This is a genomic window from Micromonospora chokoriensis, assembly GCF_000718555.1.
Classification (GTDB): domain Bacteria; phylum Actinomycetota; class Actinomycetes; order Mycobacteriales; family Micromonosporaceae; genus Micromonospora; species Micromonospora chokoriensis_B.
Genome location: NZ_JOAN01000007.1, coordinates 163,694 through 182,074 on the forward strand (window position 1 = coordinate 163,694; position 18,381 = coordinate 182,074).

Consider the following 18,381-nt stretch of genomic DNA (forward strand, 5'->3'; position numbering starts at 1 on the left):
CTGCCGCGGAACGACCTCTAACGCTTAGGAGTGCCGTGACACGCCGCCTCTTTACGTCCGAATCGGTCACGGAAGGCCACCCGGACAAGATCGCCGACCAGATCAGTGATGGCATCCTCGACGCGTTGCTGACCGAGGATCCGCACAGCCGTGTGGCGGTGGAGACCATGATCACCACCGGTCAGGTGCACATCGCCGGTGAGGTGACCACCAAGGCGTACGCCGATATCCCGACGATCGTCCGGCGGACCATCCTCGATATCGGCTACGACTCGTCGAAGAAGGGCTTCGACGGGGCCTCCTGCGGGGTCAGCGTCTCCATCGGCGCGCAGTCCGAGGACATCGCGCAGGGTGTGGACAACGCCTTCGAGCTGCGGACCGGGGCGTCGGAGAGCGCGCTGGACGCGCAGGGCGCCGGCGATCAGGGCATGATGTTCGGCTTCGCCTGCTCCGAGACGCCAGAGCTGATGCCGCTGCCGATCGCGCTCGCCCACCGGCTGGCCCGCCGCCTCTCGGCGGTGCGCAAGGACGGCACGATCCCGTACCTGCGGCCGGACGGCAAGACCCAGGTCACCATCGAGTACGAGGGGCTGCGCCCGGTCCGGCTGAACACTGTGGTCGTGTCCAGCCAGCACGCCGCCGACATCTCGCTGGACTCGCTGCTCACCCCGGACGTGCGTGACCACGTGATCGCCCCGGAGCTGGAGGGCCTCGGTCTGGACACCGAGGGCTACCGGCTGCTGGTCAACCCGACCGGGCGGTTCGAGATCGGCGGCCCGATGGGTGACGCCGGGCTGACCGGCCGCAAGATCATCGTTGACACGTACGGCGGGTACGCCCGCCACGGCGGCGGCGCGTTCTCCGGCAAGGACCCGTCCAAGGTGGACCGCTCGGCCGCGTACGCGATGCGCTGGGTGGCCAAGAACGTGGTCGCCGCCGGCCTGGCCGAGCGGTGCGAGGCGCAGGTCGCCTACGCCATCGGCAAGGCGCACCCGGTGAGCCTGTTCATCGAGACGTTCGGCACCGAGACCGTGCCCGTGTCCTCGATCGAGAAGGCCGTCGCCGAGGTGTTCGACCTGCGCCCGGCCGCGATCATCCGGGACCTCAACCTGCTCCGTCCGATCTACCAGCAGACCGCCGCGTACGGCCACTTCGGCCGGGAGCTGCCGGACCTGACCTGGGAGAGCACCGACCGGGCCGCCGACCTCAAGTCGGCCGCGGGAGCCTGACCGCCACCACGCGCAGCGACCGGCGACCCGCAGATGGGTCGCCGGTCGCACGCGTCTGCGTGGATGTCGGCCTGGCGCACCTGGACCGGCCGTTCGACTACCTGGTGCCGGCGGAGCTGGACGAGGTGGCGGTGCCCGGCACGCGGGTGAAGGTGCGCTTCGCCGGGCAGCTCGTCGACGGGTGGCTGCTGTCGCGTGCCGACGAATCCGGGCACACCGGCCGCCTCGCGTACCTGGAGAAGGTGGTTTCGCCGGAGCCGGTGCTGGCCCCCGAGATCGCTCGGCTGGCCCGGGCGGTCGCCGACCGGTACGCGGGCAGCCTCGCCGACGTGCTCCGGCTCGCCGTGCCACCCCGGCACGCCCGGGTGGAGAAGGAGCCCCGCGAGGACCAGCCCCGCCCGGCGGCCCACAGCGAGGCGGTCGACCCGCGTGGGTGGCGGGACTACCCGACCGGCCCGGCCCTGCTGCGCGCGCTCACCGACGGCCGGGCGCCCCGCGCGGTCTGGTCGGCGCTGCCCGGCGAGGACTGGGCGGCCCGCTACGCCGACGCGGTGGCGGCCACCGTCGCCGGCGGGCGTGGCGCGGTGGTCGTGGTGCCCGACGCCCGCGACCTCGACCGCCTCGACGCCGCACTCACCGCTGTGCTCGGCCCGGGGCGGCACGTCAGCCTCTCCGCCGCGCTCGGGCCGGCGCGGCGTTACCGGGCGTTCCTCGCCGCCCGCCGCGGACAGGTGTCGGTGGTGATCGGCACCCGGGCGGCGATGTTCGCCCCGGTGCAGCGGCTCGGCCTCGTCGCCGTCTGGGACGACGGCGACGACCTGCACTCCGAGCCCCGGGCGCCGTACCCACACGCCCGCGACGTGCTGCTCACCCGCGTCCACCTCGCCGAGGCCGGGGCGCTGGTCGGCGGGTACGCCCGCACCGCCGAGGCGCAGCTGCTGGTGGAGACCGGCTGGGCTCGGGAGGTGGTCGCCGATCGCACCACCGTGCGGGCGCGGATCCCGGCCATCGCGCCGACCGGCGACGACCCCCAACTGGCCCGCGACCCCGGGGCCGCCACCGCCCGGCTGCCCAGCCTGGCCTGGACGGCTGCCCGCGACGCCATCCGGCAGGACCTGCCGGTGCTGGTGCAGGTGCCCCGCCGCGGCTACCTGCCGTCGATCTCCTGCGCCGAGTGCCGCACCCCGGCCCGTTGCGAGCACTGCGCCGGCCCGCTCGCGCTGCCGTCGGCCGGCGGCATCCCGGCCTGCCGGTGGTGCGCCCGGGTGGCGGCCGCGTACGCCTGCCCGCAGTGCGGTGGGCGGCGGCTGCGGGCCGCGGTGACCGGCGCTCGACGGACCGCCGAGGAGTTGGGCCGGGCGTTCCCCGGCGTCTCGGTGCGCACCTCGGGCCGGGAGGAGGTGCTGACCGACGTGCCCGGCGGCGCGGCGCTGGTGGTGGCCACTCCGGGGGCCGAGCCGGTCGCTGAGGGCGGCTACGGCGCGGTGCTGCTGCTCGACTCGTGGGCCCTGCTGACCCGGGCCGACCTGCGCGCCGGCGAGGAGGCGCTGCGCCGCTGGCTGGCGGCGGCGGCCCTGGCCCGCCCGGCGCCGGCCGGCCGGGTGGTGGTGGTCGCCGACGGCGCGCTCGCCCCGGTGCAGGCGCTGCTGCGGTGGGACGCCGGCTGGTTCGCCGGCCGGGAGCTGGCCGAGCGCCGGGAGCTGGGCTTCCCGCCGGCCGTACGGATGGCGAGCGTCACCGGCTCGGCCGAGGCGGTGGCGGACCTGCTCGCCGCGACCCGGCTGCCGGACGACGCCGAGGTGCTCGGGCCGGTGCCGGCCGAGGAGGGGCGGGAGCGGATGTTGGTCCGGGTGCCCCGGGCTCGGGCTGCCGCGCTCGCCGAGGCGCTGCACTCGGCCGCCGGCGTTCGGACCGCCCGCAAGGCCGTCGATCCGGTTCGTCTCCAGGTCGATCCGCTGAGCCTGTTCTGAGTGTTTCCGCAGGTGCGGAGGGTGATGGATCTCGCACGCTGTGGTGGTCCTCGCACACCGCGTCCGGCAGGGCAGTGGCGTCCGAGTGGTAGCATCGCCCGTCATGCCATGGCGTACGACGGGCTCCAGGTGAGCCGGTGATCAGGGGTGGACCAGTCGTGACCGTTGGACAATCGATCGTCTTCAACGGCGACCTCGGCAGCGGCAAGAGCACCGTGTCGGTCGAGATCGCCAAGCGGCTCGGCATGCGTCGGGTCAGCGTGGGGGACCTCTACCGGGAGATGGCGCAGCAGCGGCAGATGACCGCCCTGCAGCTCAACCTGCACGCCGAGCTCGACCAGGCCGTCGACGGCTACGTCGATCAACTCCAGCGGGACATCGCCGCCTCCGGTGAGCGCCTGATCATGGACTCCCGGCTGGCCTGGCACTTCTTCACCGATGCGCTCAAGGTGCACATGATCACCGAGCCGGGCGAGGCGGCCCGCCGGGTGCTGGCCCGACCGTCCGGGCCGGCGGAGAGTTACGCCTCCCTGGAGGAGGCCAAGAGCAAGCTCCGTGAGCGCAGCGCGAGCGAGCGCAGCCGGTTCATCATCCGCTACGGGGTGGACAAGGCCCGGCTGCGCAACTACGACCTGATCTGCGACACCACCCGGGCCTCGGCCGCCGAGGTGATCGAGCACATCGTGGCCGCGTACGAGGGCAAGCTCGGCGCCGAGGTGCTGCGCGACGCGCCGCCGCTGCTGCTGCTGGACCCGGCCCGGGTCTACCCGACCGAGGACATCGCCACCCTGCGGGGTCTGTGGGACACCGACTTCGTCGGTGGCGTCGCCGAGGCCGGCGACGAGGCGCTAGAGCCGCTGAAGATCGGGTTCACCGGCGAGTACTTCTTCGTCGTCGACGGTCACCGTCGCCTCAGCGCAGCCCTGCAGAACGGGTTCTCGCTGGTCCCCGCCCAGTTGGTCGCCGAGGTCGACGAGCCGGTCGTGGGTCAGATGACCGCCGTCGACTACTTCGCCGCCCAGGTGCGCCCCGGCCTGATCTACGACTGGGAGGCGGCTCACAAGATCCAACTGCCGCTGCCCGAGCCCGCGCTGCTCCGTGGCGACGCCGTGCTCGCGGGGGACCAGAGCGCCAGCGTCTGAACCCAGGCGAAGGGCGGGGCCGACGCGCGGGGTACGTGCGCCGGACCCGGCCACCGACGTGCGCCGAAGCCTCCCGGTGGCGCTGGGCACACCGGCGGCAGTCGATCGAGGTACGCCGGCCGGCGCGCGGCCGGGCACTCCGTAGACTGGTACGGCACCGCTCGTCCCACCCGAAAGAAGGAGCCGTCCCGCGTGACCGTCCAGCCCATCCGTCTGTTTGGGGATCCGGTGCTGCGCACGCCGGCCGATCCGGTGGTCAACTTCGACGCCGAGCTACGTCGGCTCGTCGCCGACCTCACCGACACGATGCGTGAGCAGAACGGCGCCGGCCTGGCCGCGCCGCAGCTCGGTGTGAGCCTGCGGGTTTTCACCTTCGACGTCGACGACGTCCTCGGGCACCTGATCAACCCGGTGTTGGAGTTTCCCGACGAGGAGGAGCAGGACGGCCCGGAGGGCTGCCTGTCGATCCCCGGGCTCTACTTCGACACCAAGCGTCGGCAGAACGTCATCGCCAAGGGCTTCAGCTCGTTCGGCGACCCGATGCAGATCGTCGGCACCGGTCTGATGGCGCGTTGCGTGCAGCACGAGACCGACCACCTCGATGGGGTGCTCTTCCTGGACCGACTGGACCAGGAGGGGCGCAAGGAAGCCATGAAGGCAATCCGTCAGGCCGAGTGGTACGACGCGGCGGCCCCGCCCACGGTCAAGCTCAGCCCACACATCAGCGACCCCTTCGGTCTGGGGCGCTGACCCGGATGCGCGTGATCTTCGCCGGTACGCCGGCTGTCGCTCTTCCCGCCCTGGCCGCCGTCGCCGCCTCCCGCCACGAGCTGGTCGCCGTGGTCACCCGGCCCGACGCGCCCGCTGGGCGTGGGCGGGGCCTGTCCCGCTCTCCGGTCGGTGCGTGGGCCGACGAGCACGGCGTCGAGGTGCTCACGCCGGCCCGTCCCCGCGACCCGGAGTTCCTCGACCGGTTGCGCGAGTTGGCGCCGGACTGCGTGCCGGTGGTCGCCTACGGCGCGCTGGTGCCGCCGGCGGCGCTGGAGATCCCCCGGTACGGCTGGATCAACCTGCACTTCTCGCTGCTGCCCGCGTGGCGTGGCGCCGCGCCCGTGCAGCACGCCGTGCTGCACGGCGACGAGCTGACCGGTGCCAGCGTCTTCCAACTGGAGGAGGGCCTGGACACCGGCCCGGTCTACGGCACCCTGACCGACGAGATCCGCCCCGCCGACACCTCGGGTGATCTGCTGGAGCGGCTCGCCGATTCCGGTGCCGGGCTGCTGGTGGCGGTCCTCGACGCGATCGCCGACGGCACCGCCCGGGCCGAGCCGCAGCCGGCCGACGGGGTGTCGCTGGCGCCGAAGCTGACCGTGGACGACGCCCGGGTGCGTTGGAGCGACCCGGCCTTCGCCGTGGACCGGCGGATCCGGGCCTGCACGCCCGCGCCGGGCGGCTGGACGACGTTCCGCGACGAGCGGGTGAAGCTGGGGCCGGTCGTTCCGGTGCCCGACGGCCCTGCGCTGAAGCCGGGGGAGTTGTTGGTGGAGAAGTCCCGGGTGCTGACTGGCACGGCGACCGTGCCGGTGCGTCTCGGTGAGGTCCGCGCCGCGGGCAAGCGGGCCATGGGCGCTACCGACTGGGCGCGCGGCGTCCGGGTCGGCACTGGAGAGGAATTCGCGTGACGGCACCGGAGGGAACCCGACCGACGCGCTCCGGCCCGTCGACCGGCCGTGGCGGGGATCGCCGTCCGGTCCGGCCACCACTGGACCGGCCGCGCCGCGCCGCGTACGAGGCGGTGGCGGCGGTGCACCGCGACGACGCGTTCGCCAACCTGGTGCTGCCCATCATCCTGCGGGAGGAGGGGCTGTTCGGTCGGGACGCGGCCTTCGCCACCGAGCTGACCTACGGCACCCTGCGTCACCTGGGCACGTTGGACGCGATCCTGACCGCCGCGGCCGGCCGGGACGTGGCTCGGATCGACCCGCCGGTGCGCGACGCGCTGCGCCTCGGGGCGTACCAGCTGTTGCACACCCGGGTGCCGGCGCACGCCGCGGTCTCCTCGACGGTGGACCTGGTCCGCTCGGTCGCGCCGGGCGCCACCGGCTTCGCCAACGCGGTGTTGCGCGAGGTGTCCAGCCGGGACGCGGACGCCTGGGTGACGAAGCTGGCCCCGCCGATGGAGACCGACCCGGTCGGGCACCTCTCCTTGGCGTACAGCCATCCGCAGTGGATCGTGCGGGCCTTCTCCGAGGCGCTCGGCGGCGATCTGGGCGAGACGGAGCGCCTCCTGATCGAGGACAACGAGCGTCCGCCGGTGCACCTGTGCGCCCGGCCCGGGTTGATCGACCCGGTCGAGCTGGCCGACCAGGTCGGCGGTGCGCCCGGTGCCTTCTCGCCGTACGCCGTCTATCTGCCCGGCGGTGCGCCGGGCGAAATCCCGGCGGTGGTCGACGGCCGTGCCCACGTCCAGGACGAGGGCTCCCAACTGGTGGCCACCGCGCTTGCCGACGCGCCGTTGGACGGCCCGGACGGTCGTTGGCTGGATCTGTGCGCCGGGCCGGGTGGCAAGGCCGGGCTGCTCGGCGCTCTGGCCGCGCAGCGGGGTGCCCGGGTGACCGCGGTGGAGGTTGCCGAGCACCGGGCCCGACTGGTCTCGTTGGCGACCCGGGACCTGCCGGTGGCCGTGCTGACCATGGACGGCCGTGAGGTCGGCGCTGACCCGAAGCTGCCGGAGCAGCACTTCGACCGGGTGCTGGTGGACGCACCGTGCACGGGGCTGGGCTCGCTTCGTCGCCGGCCGGAGTCGCGCTGGCGACGCCAGCCGTCGGACCTGCCGCCGCTGACCCGGCTGCAACGCGAGTTGCTCGGCGCGGCGTTGCGGGCGGTCCGCCCGGGTGGCCTGGTCGCCTACGTCACCTGCTCGCCGCACACGGTCGAGACGCACGTGACGGTGACCGAGGCGGCCCGCCGCAGCGGGGTTGCAGTGGACTTCGTGGACGCCCGGCCGCTGCTGCCGGCCGGCATGCCCGGTCTCGGCGACGGGCCGACCGTGCAGCTCTGGCCACACCGCCACGGCACCGACGCGATGTTCCTCGCCGTCCTGCGCCGAGGCTGACCCGACCCCGCGTCCGGCCGATCGGTCACCCGGTCGGCCGGACGTGGCGTGCTCAGGTGACCGGAAGGCCCTTCGTGCCGGCGTTCTTCATCGAGCGGGTCAGGTCCCGGTCGGAGATCCAGAGGAAGCACTGCACGCCACGGTTACCGTTGCGCCACTCCTCCTCGTACGGCTGGTAGTAGATCGTTCCGGCGCGGAAGTCGAGCTGGGAGTTGTCCGGGACCTTGGCGAACTTGGCGATCATCGTCTGGCAGGCCTGGTGGGTCCGCTTGACGCCGCGGGTGAAATCGGCGTAGCTGGTATCCGGGGCCTGCCAGACCCCGACGAACTCGGCGTGGTGCTTGGCGGTGCAGGAGACCGGCACCATCTCTTCGATCTCGTCCTTGAGCAGCTTCGGGTTGAAGCAGCGGTACGCCAGCGGCGCCGCGCCGGAGAGCGCACCCCGGAGGCTGCCGGTACGCAGGTCGACCGCGGTGCTGTCGATGCTGGCGATCTCGGTGACGTCGCAGCGGTACCAACGGGCCCCGCCCGACCAGGCCGGCACCGACGGCAGCACGACGGTCAGGCCGAGCCGCCCGGAACGCCAGTCGGCGCCCAACGCCTTGTTGACCACCGTGTCGCACGCGGCGTGCGCGGCTCGCATGCCCTTCGAGCCGGGCTGCGGCGGCGTGCCGCCCTGAGCGTCCGGGCCGGTGAAGGTGCCGACGTGCATGGTCTCCACCCGGTGCCCCTCGGTGCACGCCATCGGGTTGTAGCCGGTCAGGAAACCGACCTGCTGGGAGCTGTGGTGGCAGACGTCGGCGGCGGGGACGAACTGCTGCGCCGCGACGGGCGCCGGCCAGTCGTCGATGAGGTCACGGTCGACTCCGGCGGGTGCGCCGCACCCGGCCAGCGCCAGGGCCAACGCCCCACCCCCGGCGAACGCCGCCAACCACCGTCGCATCCCGACCTCCCGCCGCTGGTGGCCTCCGCCGAACCCCGCCGGTCGGTAGCCCCACGGCGCAGCAGCATACGGCACCGATACTCAGATCGCGGGCAGTCCCTCGGGGCCGGCGCCGCGCATCGAGCGGGTGAGTTTGCGGTCGTCGCTCCACAGGAAACAGCGCACTCCACGGTCACCCTCCTCCCACTCCCGCTGCGACGGTGGGTAGTAGATGGACCCGGCCCGGTACGGCAGATCGCTGTTGTTCGGCACCGCCGCGTACTCGGCGATCAGCGCCATGCAGCGCTTGTGCGCCCGCTCGGCGGACTTGGTGAACTCCGCCCAGCTCATGTCCTGTTCCTCGTAGACGCCCACGAACTCGGCGCGGTGCGGCTCGGTGCAGAGCACCGGCGCCATGTAGTTGAGGTTGTCGCCGATCAGCTTGGGGTCGAAGCAGCGGTGCGTCAGGGGTGTGTCGCCGATCAACGCGCCGCGCAGGCTGCCGGTGCGGTTCACCGGGCGGGTGTTGTCGATGCTGCCGGTCTCGCTGAGATCGCAGCGGAACCAGCGTGCGCCGCCGGCCCAGGCCGGCGCGGAGGGCAGCGCGAGGGACAGCGCGAGTCGGGCCGTGTGCCAGTCGCCGCCGAGCACCTGCCGGGCCCGCTGATCGCACTCGGCGCGGGCCGTGCGCAGCGCCGACGAGCCGGGTTCAGGTCGGGCCTCGGTCAACGCGTCGGGCCCGACGAAGGTGCCGACGTGGATGGTCTCGGCCAGGTGGTTACGCGCGCAGTCCACCGTCTCGTACGTGCTGGCCTGCACGACCGTGGCGATCCGTGGCAGGCAGGTGTCGGTGGCGGGGGTGAACGGTTTCGGCACCCGCAGCGCCGGCCAGTCGTCGGTGAGATCACCGTCCGCGCCGCGCGCCGGCGCACAGCCGGCCAGCAGCATCGTCGTGACGCCGGCCAGCACCAGCGCTGGAAACCACCGTCGCATCGTCCGCCCTTTCGGGAGCTGGCGGCCGGTCGCCGCGCCCCGCGGCGAGACCCCGGCGGGCGTGCAGCCTACGGCACCGTCCCGGTTGGAGTGTCGTCGCGTTTCCGTCGATCGGCCAGCCACTCATGTCTGTTCGTCCGGATTCGGGGGTCCGGAGCGACTAATTCTGCACCACTGGTCACTACTGGGTCACAGCGCGTCCCCGATGGTGGCGCGATGCGGGTCGCGGGCGGCCACGTTCGTACACTGGCCCCGTGACCGTACCGCCGCCGATCGTCGCGCCGAGCATCCTGGCCGCCGATTTCGCCCGTCTCGCCGAAGAGGTCCGTGCCGTCGAGGACGCCGCGGACTGGTTGCACGTCGATGTGATGGACAACCACTTCGTGCCGAACCTGACAATTGGGCTGCCCGTGGTGCAGAGCCTGCGGGCTGTCACGGCGATGCCCTTCGACGTGCACCTGATGATCGAGGACCCGCGCCGGTGGGCTCCCGGGTACGCCGACGCCGGGGCGTACAACGTCACCTTCCACGCGGAGGCGGCCGACGACCCGGTGGCGCTCGCCAAGGACCTGCGCTCGGCTGGCGCGAAGGCGGGTCTGGCCATCGACCGGGACACCCCGATCGAGCCGTACCTGGACCTGCTGCCCAGCTTCGACACCCTGCTGATCATGACGATCAAGGCGGGCTTCGGTGGGCAGCGCTTTCTTCCGCAGCTGCTGGAGAAGGTGCGCACCGCCCGGCGGCACGTGTCGGCGGGGCACCTGGAGCTGCGTATCGAGGTGGACGGCGGGATCGCCGCCGACACCATCGAACAGGCGGCCGCCGCCGGCGCGGACGCGTTCGTGGCCGGCACCGCCGTGTACGGCGCGGCCGACCCGGCGGAGGCGGTACGGCACCTTCGGGCACTGGCGGAACGCGCGGCTCCCGGGGCTTGAGGTGGAGCCCGAGGCCGACCGCAAGGACATCATCCTCGTCGTGGACGACGACGCGGACATCGCTCGTTTCGTCGAGTTCAACCTGCGGCTGCACGGCTTCGAGGTGATCCACGCCAGCGACGGCCAGGAGGCCCTGGAGGTCATCGAGCGCCAGCGACCGGACCTGGCGGTGGTCGACCTCATGATGCCCCGGATCGACGGGTTGGAGCTGACCCGGCGGCTGCGCGCCGACCCGATGACCTCCGCCCTTCCGGTGATCATGCTGACGGCCAAGGGGATGACCGTCGACAAGGTGCACGGGCTCAGCGCCGGCGCGGACGACTACCTGGTCAAGCCGTTCGACACCGCCGAGTTGGTGGCCCGGGTCTCGTCCACGCTGCGCCGCAACAAGGAGTTCCGGGAGGTCTCCCCGCTGACCGGGCTGCCCGGCAACAGCCGGATCCGTCGGGAGATCAGCGACCGGGTCCGGCAGGGCGTGGACTACGCGGTCGGCTACGTCGACATCGACCGGTTCAAGAGCGTCAACGACCGGTACGGCTTCGTTCGTGGCGATGACTTCATCTCCGCGCTGGCCCGCAGCCTGCACCGGGCGGTGGTGGGCGTCGGGCTGCCGCCGGCCTTCCTCGGCCACGTCGGCGGCGACGACTTCGTCATCGTCTGCGCCCCGGACCAGGTGCGCCCGCTGACGTCCCAGGCGGTGGTCGACTTCGAAAACGCCGCCGACACGCTCTACGACCCGACCGACCGTGAGCGCGGCTTCGTCGAGTTGAAGGACCGACGGGGCAACATCCGGCGCGCGGCCCTGGTCACGCTCTCCATCGGGGTGTCCCTCTCCGATGCCGGCAAGCGGTTCTCCGACCCTCTCGAAGCGATCGCGATGGCCTCGGAGATGAAGACGGTCGCCAAGAGCCAACCGGGCTCCTACGTGGCGGTGGACCGGCGTCGCGGCGTCACCTGAGCGTGATACGGCTGTGAAGTAGCTCGCCTAGGTGGCGGCAGAGCCGGATCGGCGTGTAAGACTTCCGGTGTACCCACCACGCGCTGGCGGGACTCGGTGAAATTCCGAACCGGCGGTGATCCACGGTCCAACCGTGGTCAGCCCGCGACCCGGACGGCTCTGCCGTCCGGTGGACCTGGTGAAAATCCGGGGCCGACGGTTGGGGGCGGTTCGTCCGCTCCCAGACAGTCCGGATGGGAGACAGCGCGCGGGACGGACGGGTCCGAGCCGGCCGCTGGCTTCAGCGTGCCGTTTCGACCCTCCGGGGGCGGCTGTGCCGTTCCCGGAATCCGCCACCGCCTGCCCGTGGCCCCATGGCCACCGCCTCCCTGACCGCCCGCGCGCGGACCGGCGAGTGAGAGGGCAGGTCAGGGCGATGGCCAGCGTCTCCGTTGACGAGGCGATGCGGCGTGCGATCGAGTTAGCCGCCCGCGGGCTCGGCACCACAAGCCCCAACCCGGTGGTCGGGTGCGTGCTGCTCGACGAGGACGGCCAGGTCGTGGGGGAGGGCTTCCACGCGTACGCCGGGGGGCCGCACGCCGAGATCGTCGCCCTGGCGCAGGCCGGACGGCGGGCCAAGGGCGGCACCGCGATCGTCACTCTGGAACCCTGCGATCACACCGGCCGCACCGGCCCCTGTAGCTCCGCGCTCGTCCAGGCGGGCGTGGGGCGGGTGGTCATCGCCGTACCCGATCCCAACCCGGTCGCTTCCGGTGGCGCCGCCACCTTGCGCGCCGCCGGGGTCCGGGTCGATCTGGGGGTACGCGGTGAGGAGGCCGAGGCCGGCAACGTCGCGTGGCTGACCTCGATGCGCCGGGGCTGGCCGTACGTGATCTGGAAGTACGCCGCCACGCTCGACGGGCGCTCCGCCGCGGCGGACGGCACCAGCATGTGGATCACCTCGGAGGCGGCCCGGATCGACGTGCACGCGCTGCGCGGCACTGTCGACGCGGTCATCGCCGGGGTGGGCACCGTGCTCGCCGACGACCCCCGGTTGACCGCCCGCAACCTGCGCGACGGCAGCCTGGCCATTCGGCAGCCGCTGCGGGTGGTGGTGGACAGCTCGGGGCGTACCCCGGCTGACGCCCGGGTCCGCGACGGCGCCGCGCGGACGTGGATCGCGACCGCCGACGAGGTCGGCGCCGACCCGGACGGCCGGGTCGACCTGGCGGCGCTGCTCGCGGCGCTGCACCAGCGCGGGGTCCGCGCGGTGCTGCTGGAGGGTGGCCCCCGGCTGGCCGGCGCGTTCCTGAAGGCCGGCCTGGTCGACAAGATCGTCGGGTACGTCGCGCCGCGGTTGCTCGGCGCTGGCCCGACCGCCCTGGTCGACGCGGGAGTGACCACCATCGCTGAGGCCATCGATCTGGAGTTGGTCGACGTTACGCAGATCGGTCCGGATCTTCGGATCACCGCTTTGCCCCGTAAACGGGAGGTCTGACATGTTCACCGGCATCATCGAGGAATTGGGCGAGATCGTCCGGGTCGCGCCAACGGCGAGCGATTCGGCGCTGCTCGGCGTACGCGGTCCGCTGGTCACCTCCGACGCCCGCCACGGCGACTCCATCGCCGTCAACGGTGTCTGCCTGACCGTCGTGGAGGTGGCCGACGGGGTCTTCACCGCCGACGTGATGGGGGAGACGCTGCGCCGCTCCGCGCTGGGTGCGCTGCGCCCCGGCGACCCGGTCAACCTGGAGCGGGCCGCCGCGCTCGGCAGCCGGCTCGGCGGGCACCTCGTGCAGGGCCACGTCGACGGGGTCGGTGAACTGATCTCCCGGGAGCCGGCCGAGCAGTGGGAGACGGTCCGGTTCCGACTGCCCGCCGGCCTCTCCCGGTACGTGGTGGAGAAGGGCTCGATCACCATCGACGGCGTCTCGTTGACCGTGGCCACCGTCGGCGCGGACGAGTTCGCCGTCGGGCTGATCCCGACCACGCTCAAGCTGACCACGCTCGGCGCGAAGGGCGTCGGCGACCCGGTCAACCTGGAGGTCGACGTGCTGGCCAAGTACGTCGAGCGGCTGCTCGGCGACCGGCTCAACAACGCCGACACTCGCGGGGTGGCCTGATGGGCCCGCTCAGCTGGCTGCTCGACGCCCAGGTGCAGGTCGCCGGCTCGCCGGTGCTGGCCCGGGAGATCGTCGGCAACGTGTTCGGGCTGGTCTCGGCGCTGCTCGGGCTGCGTCGGCTGGTCTGGGCGTGGCCGGTCGGCATGATCGGTAACGCGCTGCTGCTCACCGTCTTCCTCGGTGGGGTGTTCGCCACCCCGCAGGAGCACGACCTGTACGGGCAGGCCGGTCGTCAGGTGTTCTTCTTCGCGGTAAGCGTCTACGGCTGGTGGCGTTGGCAGCGCAACCGTCGCGCCGACGCCGGGCAGGCTGCGGTTACCCCGCGCTGGGCCACCGGACGGGAGCGACTGATGCTGCTGGTGGCCGCCGTGATCGGCACCGCCGCGGCGTACCCGGTGCTCAAGGCGCTGGGCTCGTGGGGCCCGCTGCCCGACGCCTGGATCCTCACCGGCAGCCTGCTGGCCACCTACGGCATGGCCCGCGGCTGGGTGGAGTTCTGGCTGCTCTGGATCGCGGTGGACGCGGTCGGCGTGCCGTTGCTGCTGCGCGGCGGCTTCTACCCGTCGGCGGTCATGTACCTGATCTACGGCGCACTCTGCGCCTGGGGCTTCGCCGCCTGGTGGCGCACCTCGCGCGCCACGGCGGCCGCCCCTACGCCCAACTACCGGGAGGCCGTGGCGTGAGCAGCTTCGGAAGCATCGAGCAGGCGATCGCGGACATCGCCGCCGGCCGGCCGGTCGTCGTGGTCGACGACGCGGACCGGGAGAACGAGGGCGACCTGATCTTCGCGGCCGAGTTGGCCACGCCGGAGCTGCTGGCGTTCACGATCAGATACACGTCGGGCTACCTCTGCGTCGCGCTGACCGGCGCTGACTGTGATCGGCTCGCGCTGCCGCAGATGGTGCACCAGAACCAGGACTGGACCGGCACCGCGTACACCGTCACCGTGGACGCCCGGGAGGGCGTCACCACCGGCATCTCGGCCGCCGACCGCGCGCACACCACCCGACTGCTGGGCGACCCCGCCGCCGGTCCGGCCGACCTGGTCCGCCCGGGCCACGTCCTGCCGCTGCGCGCCAAGGAGGGCGGTGTGTTGCGCCGTCCGGGGCACACCGAGGCGGCCGTCGACCTGACCCGACTGGCGGGGCTGCGGCCGGCCGGTGGGCTATGCGAGCTGGTCAACGACGACGGCACCATGATGCGGGTGCCGGACCTGGAGAAGTTCTGCGCCGAGCACGGCCTCACGCTGATCACCATCGCCGACCTGATCGCCTACCGGCGGCGCACCGAGAAGCAGGTCGAGCTGGTCGCCGACGCCCGGATGCCGACGCGGCACGGGGTGTTCCGGGCGCTCGGCTACCGCGCCGAGCACGACCCGGCCGAACACGTCGCCATGGTGCTGGGTGACCTCGGCGACGGCCAGGACGTGCTGGTCCGGGTGCACTCCGAGTGCCTGACCGGGGACGTGTTCGGCTCGCTGCGCTGCGACTGCGGGCCGCAGCTGGACGCCGCACTGGCCCGGGTCGCGCGGGAGGGCCGGGGCGTGGTGCTCTACGTCCGCGGACACGAGGGTCGCGGCATCGGGCTGTTGCACAAGCTGCAGGCGTACCAGTTGCAGGACCTGGGCCGCGACACCGTCGACGCCAACCTCGACCTGGGCCTGCCGGCCGACGCCCGCGACTACGGCACCGGCGCGCAGATCCTCTACGACCTGGGCGTGCGCTCGATGCGGCTGCTCACCAACAACCCGGCCAAGCGGGCCGGGCTGGAGGGGTACGGGTTGACCATCACCGGCCGCGAGGGGCTCCCGATCAGCGCGCACCCGGAGAACCTGCGCTACCTGCGCACCAAGCGGGACCGGATGGGTCACCTGCTGGACGAGTTGGACGAGGTGTCCGAGGCGCCGCTGGGGCGTCCGGTCGCCAACGACGAGATCGGAGCATGACGATGGCGGGTTTCGGTGAGCCGGGAGTCGAGGCGGTGGACGCCGCAGGGCTGACCGTCGGGGTCGTTGCCGCCCGTTGGCACGGCGAGCTGACCGATCACATGGTGGAGCGTGCGGTGGCCGCCGCCGAGGCGTGCGGGGCTCGCTCCGTGGTCGCCCGGGTCGCCGGGTCGGTCGAGCTGCCGGTGGTCGCGCAGGCCCTCGCCCGCCGCTGCGACGTGGTGGTCGCCATCGGCGTGGTCGTCCGCGGCTCCACCGCCCACTTCGACTACGTCTGCCGCTCGGTCACCGACGGGCTGACCCGGGTGGCGCTGGACGAGGGCAAGCCGGTGGCGCACGGGGTGTTGACCGTGGAGACCATCGAGCAGGCCCGGGACCGCGCCGGTCTGCCCGGCTCGGCGGAGGACAAGGGCTGGGCCGCCACCGTCGCGGCGCTCGACGCGGCGCTGGCCGTACGGACCGTGGCGGCGGGCAACGCCCAGCGGGTCGGCTTCGGCGGCTGACGCCTCTGACGCCTCTGACGCCTCGGCCGGCTCTGAAGGCCCGCCCTCAGAGCCGGCCGGCCTCGATGATCCGGTGCAGGAACTGCCGGGTCCGGGGCTGCGTCGGCTCGCCGAGCACCTGCTCGGGTGGGCCGCTCTCGACGACCCGCCCGGCGTCGAGGAAGCAGACCTCGTCGGCGACCTCCCGGGCGAAGCCCATCTCGTGGGTGGCCAGCACCATTGTCATGCCGTCGGCCTTCAGGTCGCGGATCATCGCCAGCACCTCACCGACGAGCTCCGGGTCCAGCGCGGAGGTGACCTCGTCGAGCAGCATCAGTCGAGGTGAGTTCGCCAGCGCCCGGACGATCGCCACCCGCTGCTGCTGCCCGCCGGAGAGACGGTCCGGGTAGGCGTCGGCCTTGGCGCCGAGCCCCACCCGGTCGAGCAGGTCCCGGGCCTGCGCCTCGGCCTCCGCCCGACCCCGCCGGTGTACGCGGCGCGGCGCGAGAGTGATGTTGTCCAACACGCTCAGGTGCGGGAAGAGGTTGTACGCCTGGAACACCATGCCGATCCGCCGCCGGACCCGGTCCGGGTCCACCCGGGGATCGGAGATGTCCTCCCCGTCCAACTCGATGGTGCCGTCGTCGATCTCCTCCAGCAGGTTCACACACCGCAGCAGGGTCGACTTGCCGGAGCCGGACGCGCCGATCAGGGCCACCACCCGGTGCTCGGTGACGGTCAGGTCAAGTTGGTCGAGCACGGCGTGCCCGCCGAACTCCTTGCGCAGACCCCGACAGCGCAGCAGTGCCATGGTCAGCCTCCCGACTGTCGGCGGGCCGCGCGCAGCGTCACCCAGTCGGTGACCGCGATCAGCGGGATCGCGAGGAGCACGAAGAGCACCCCCGCCACGATGTACGGCGTGTAGTTGAACGACTGGGCGGTGGCGATCTGGGCGGCGCGGACCGCGTCGATCGGCCCGGCGAGCGAGACCAGCCCCACGTCCTTCTGCAACGCCACCACATCGTTGAGCAGGGGTGGCGCCACCCGGCGGACGGCCTGCGGCAGGACCACGTGCCGCATCGTCTGCCGATAGGTCAGGCCCAACGAGCGGGCCGCGGCGAGCTGGCTGGGATGCACCGACTCGATGCCGGCCCGGAACACCTCGGCGAGATAGCCGCCGTAGGTGAGGACCAACGCGATCCCACCGAGCACCAGCACCGGCGGCATGCCCTGCAGTCGCAGCCCCGGCACGCCGAGGGTGAGCAGGTAGAGCACGATGATCAGCGGTAGGCCGCGGAAGGTGTAGGTGTAGCCGGCGGCCAGCGCGCGAACCGGGAAGAAGACCGGGCCGCGCAGCGTCCGCAGCACGGCGATCACCAGCCCGAGCAGCAGCGCGCCGACGGCACAGCACACCAGCAGTCGTACGTTGAGCCAGAGCCCGGTCAGCACCGCCGGCAACGCGTCCCGGGCGATCTCCGGATCCAGGAACGACTGCCGCACCCGATCCCAGCCCGGCGCACCGGTAACCGCGATCACCAGCAACGTGCCGAGCGCCGCCGTGGAGGACGCCGCGACGAACACGCTGTAGACGGTCTGCCGCCGCCGGTACGCCGAGCGCCGCAGCTGCGCCTCGGACGGAACATGATCCAGAAGTGTCACCGCAGCTCGGCCGCCCCCGCCACCTGCGCGAGCCACTTCTGCTCCAGTTGCTTCAGCGTGCCCGCCGTGGTGAGCTGACCGACCGCGCCGGTCACGCATTTGGTCAGCGGGGAGTTCTTGTCCAGCAGCAACCCGAACGCCTCGGGCGTACCGACCTGCGGCACCTGCCCGACGATCGTCGCGTCGGTGATCTCCGCCCCGGTGATGTAGAAGGCGGTCGGCAGGTCCACCACGAGACCGTCGAGCTGCCCGTTCTGCAGGGCCTTCTTGGCGTCGTCGTTGCTGTTGTAGACCTGCGGCTCGACGGTCGGCTTGAGCACTTCGGTGATCGCCTGGTAGCTGGTGGTGCCGACCTGGGCGCCCAGCCGCGCGTCGCGCAGGTCGGCCAGCGACTTCTTGCCAGCGATCTTCGAGGACTTCAACGCGATGACGGTCTGCCGCACCAGGTAGTACGGCGCGGAGAAGTCGACCGCCTGCTTGCGTTCCTCGGTGATGGAGAACTGGTTGATGTCGAAGTCGAACTCCTTGGGCCCCGGGGCGATCGCGGTGTCGAACTTGACCCGGGTCCAGGTGACATCGGTGCGGGCGTACCCGAGCTTCTCGGCCACCGCGTACGCGACGGCGGACTCGAAGCCCTCGCCGTTGTCCGGCTTGTCGTCGGAGAACCACGGCTCGTACGCGGGCTGGTCGGTCGCGATGGTCAGCTTGCCCGGCGTACGGGTGGGCAGGCTGTCCTTGGCGCACGACAGCGCCGAGGTGACGACGGGGGTCGGTAGCTCCTTTTGTGGCGCGCATCCGGCGGTGGCTACGACGGCGGCACCGGCGAGGGTGAGCGCGAGGAGACGTGAGCTGCTGGCCATGGCGGACAGCGTAGAGCTTGATGGGGATCGATCGGCAATTGTCCCACCATGTTGATAGGGAATTGTCCG

The 18,381-nt window shown here is 72.4% G+C and carries 18 protein-coding genes and 1 riboswitch; of the genes, 13 read left to right on the forward strand and 5 right to left on the reverse strand.

All coding sequences use genetic code 11. The features are described from left to right. The first annotated feature begins 35 nt into the window (after nt 1-35). The 6 genes from metK (at nt 36) to IF46_RS0112110 (ending at nt 7,456) form a co-directional block, all read left to right on the forward strand. Nucleotides 36-1,229, forward strand: coding sequence for a methionine adenosyltransferase (gene metK / locus IF46_RS0112085; RefSeq protein WP_030488407.1), 1,194 nt, complete (start codon nt 36-38; stop codon nt 1,227-1,229). Between the two features lie 59 nt (nt 1,230-1,288). After that, nucleotides 1,289-3,199 (forward strand): primosomal protein N', encoded by a 1,911-nt coding sequence (locus IF46_RS0112090; RefSeq protein ID WP_030488408.1) that lies wholly within the window; start codon nt 1,289-1,291, stop codon nt 3,197-3,199. A 158-nt stretch (nt 3,200-3,357) separates the two neighbouring features. After that, nucleotides 3,358-4,341: an AAA family ATPase gene (locus tag IF46_RS0112095; protein ID WP_030488409.1), complete on the forward strand. Its 984-nt coding sequence runs from the start codon at nt 3,358-3,360 to the stop codon at nt 4,339-4,341. A gap of 192 nt (nt 4,342-4,533) precedes the next feature. Continuing rightward, a complete protein-coding gene (gene def, locus IF46_RS0112100; protein ID WP_030488410.1) occupies nt 4,534-5,091 on the forward strand; it encodes a peptide deformylase in 558 nt (185 codons plus the stop codon). 5 nt (nt 5,092-5,096) lie between these two features. Further along, entirely contained in the window at nt 5,097-6,023 is a 927-nt protein-coding gene (fmt, locus tag IF46_RS0112105; RefSeq protein WP_030488411.1) for a methionyl-tRNA formyltransferase, read from the forward strand. Continuing rightward, nucleotides 5,978-7,456 (forward strand): RsmB/NOP family class I SAM-dependent RNA methyltransferase, encoded by a 1,479-nt coding sequence (locus tag IF46_RS0112110; RefSeq protein WP_420063560.1) that lies wholly within the window; start codon nt 5,978-5,980, stop codon nt 7,454-7,456. The genes fmt and IF46_RS0112110 overlap by 46 nt, the downstream gene beginning before the upstream one ends. Before the next feature lie 52 nt (nt 7,457-7,508). On the opposite strand, the gene IF46_RS0112115 is transcribed toward IF46_RS0112110, so the two are convergent. Then, on the reverse strand, nt 7,509-8,399 hold the full coding sequence (locus tag IF46_RS0112115; RefSeq protein ID WP_036391863.1) for a septum formation family protein: 891 nt from the start codon (nt 8,397-8,399) through the stop codon (nt 7,509-7,511). A gap of 81 nt (nt 8,400-8,480) precedes the next feature. Next, nucleotides 8,481-9,371 (reverse strand): septum formation family protein, encoded by an 891-nt coding sequence (locus tag IF46_RS0112120; protein ID WP_030488414.1) that lies wholly within the window; start codon nt 9,369-9,371, stop codon nt 8,481-8,483. A 254-nt stretch (nt 9,372-9,625) separates the two neighbouring features. On the opposite strand from IF46_RS0112120, the gene rpe reads away from it, so the two are divergent. The 7 genes from rpe to ribH all read left to right on the forward strand — a co-directional run bounded on the left by rpe (nt 9,626) and on the right by ribH (nt 15,814). Beyond that, the gene (gene rpe / locus IF46_RS0112125; protein WP_030488415.1) at nt 9,626-10,306 is read left to right on the forward strand and encodes a ribulose-phosphate 3-epimerase; all 681 of its coding nucleotides are present in this window, start codon (nt 9,626-9,628) and stop codon (nt 10,304-10,306) included. Nucleotide 10,307: 1 nt separating this feature from the next. Next, nucleotides 10,308-11,264 (forward strand): response regulator, encoded by a 957-nt coding sequence (locus IF46_RS0112130; protein WP_030488416.1) that lies wholly within the window; start codon nt 10,308-10,310, stop codon nt 11,262-11,264. A 78-nt stretch (nt 11,265-11,342) separates the two neighbouring features. Further along, nucleotides 11,343-11,513, forward strand: a riboswitch (FMN riboswitch). A gap of 166 nt (nt 11,514-11,679) precedes the next feature. Further along, a complete protein-coding gene (ribD, locus tag IF46_RS0112135) occupies nt 11,680-12,741 on the forward strand; it encodes a bifunctional diaminohydroxyphosphoribosylaminopyrimidine deaminase/5-amino-6-(5-phosphoribosylamino)uracil reductase RibD (protein ID WP_030488417.1) in 1,062 nt (353 codons plus the stop codon). Nucleotide 12,742: 1 nt separating this feature from the next. Continuing rightward, nucleotides 12,743-13,366 (forward strand): riboflavin synthase, encoded by a 624-nt coding sequence (locus IF46_RS0112140; RefSeq protein ID WP_030488418.1) that lies wholly within the window; start codon nt 12,743-12,745, stop codon nt 13,364-13,366. Further along, nucleotides 13,366-14,049, forward strand: coding sequence for a nicotinamide riboside transporter PnuC (gene pnuC / locus IF46_RS0112145; protein ID WP_030488419.1), 684 nt, complete (start codon nt 13,366-13,368; stop codon nt 14,047-14,049). Before IF46_RS0112140 ends, pnuC begins: the two co-directional genes overlap by 1 nt. Beyond that, nucleotides 14,046-15,311 carry a bifunctional 3,4-dihydroxy-2-butanone-4-phosphate synthase/GTP cyclohydrolase II gene (locus IF46_RS0112150; RefSeq protein ID WP_030488420.1) on the forward strand — a complete coding sequence of 422 codons (1,266 nt, stop codon included), beginning with the start codon at nt 14,046-14,048 and terminating at the stop codon, nt 15,309-15,311. The genes pnuC and IF46_RS0112150 overlap by 4 nt, the downstream gene beginning before the upstream one ends. A 2-nt stretch (nt 15,312-15,313) precedes the next feature. Beyond that, a complete protein-coding gene (ribH, locus tag IF46_RS0112155) occupies nt 15,314-15,814 on the forward strand; it encodes a 6,7-dimethyl-8-ribityllumazine synthase (RefSeq protein ID WP_030488421.1) in 501 nt (166 codons plus the stop codon). A gap of 46 nt (nt 15,815-15,860) precedes the next feature. On the opposite strand, the gene IF46_RS0112160 is transcribed toward ribH, so the two are convergent. From IF46_RS0112160 to IF46_RS0112170, 3 genes are read right to left on the reverse strand one after another with little or no spacing between them, the layout of a single operon-like run. Next, nucleotides 15,861-16,604, reverse strand: a complete 744-nt coding sequence (locus IF46_RS0112160) for an amino acid ABC transporter ATP-binding protein (protein ID WP_030488422.1) — start codon at nt 16,602-16,604, stop codon at nt 15,861-15,863. A 2-nt stretch (nt 16,605-16,606) separates the two neighbouring features. Further along, a complete protein-coding gene (locus tag IF46_RS0112165; protein WP_030488423.1) occupies nt 16,607-17,452 on the reverse strand; it encodes an amino acid ABC transporter permease in 846 nt (281 codons plus the stop codon). Beyond that, nucleotides 17,449-18,312 carry an ABC transporter substrate-binding protein gene (locus tag IF46_RS0112170; protein ID WP_030488424.1) on the reverse strand — a complete coding sequence of 288 codons (864 nt, stop codon included), beginning with the start codon at nt 18,310-18,312 and terminating at the stop codon, nt 17,449-17,451. The genes IF46_RS0112165 and IF46_RS0112170 overlap by 4 nt, the downstream gene beginning before the upstream one ends. Nucleotides 18,313-18,381: the final 69 nt, after the last annotated feature.

Coding starts and splice junctions, on each gene's coding strand:
- fmt (WP_030488411.1), top strand. CDS start 5,097: ATGCGCGTGATCTTCGCCGGTACGCCGGCTGTCGCTCTTCCCGCCCTG.
- IF46_RS0112115 (WP_036391863.1), bottom strand. CDS start 8,399: ATGCGACGGTGGTTGGCGGCGTTCGCCGGGGGTGGGGCGTTGGCCCTG.
- IF46_RS0112120 (WP_030488414.1), bottom strand. CDS start 9,371: ATGCGACGGTGGTTTCCAGCGCTGGTGCTGGCCGGCGTCACGACGATG.
- ribD (WP_030488417.1), top strand. CDS start 11,680: ATGGCCAGCGTCTCCGTTGACGAGGCGATGCGGCGTGCGATCGAGTTA.
- IF46_RS0112140 (WP_030488418.1), top strand. CDS start 12,743: ATGTTCACCGGCATCATCGAGGAATTGGGCGAGATCGTCCGGGTCGCG.
- pnuC (WP_030488419.1), top strand. CDS start 13,366: ATGGGCCCGCTCAGCTGGCTGCTCGACGCCCAGGTGCAGGTCGCCGGC.
- ribH (WP_030488421.1), top strand. CDS start 15,314: ATGGCGGGTTTCGGTGAGCCGGGAGTCGAGGCGGTGGACGCCGCAGGG.
- IF46_RS0112160 (WP_030488422.1), bottom strand. CDS start 16,604: ATGGCACTGCTGCGCTGTCGGGGTCTGCGCAAGGAGTTCGGCGGGCAC.
- IF46_RS0112170 (WP_030488424.1), bottom strand. CDS start 18,312: ATGGCCAGCAGCTCACGTCTCCTCGCGCTCACCCTCGCCGGTGCCGCC.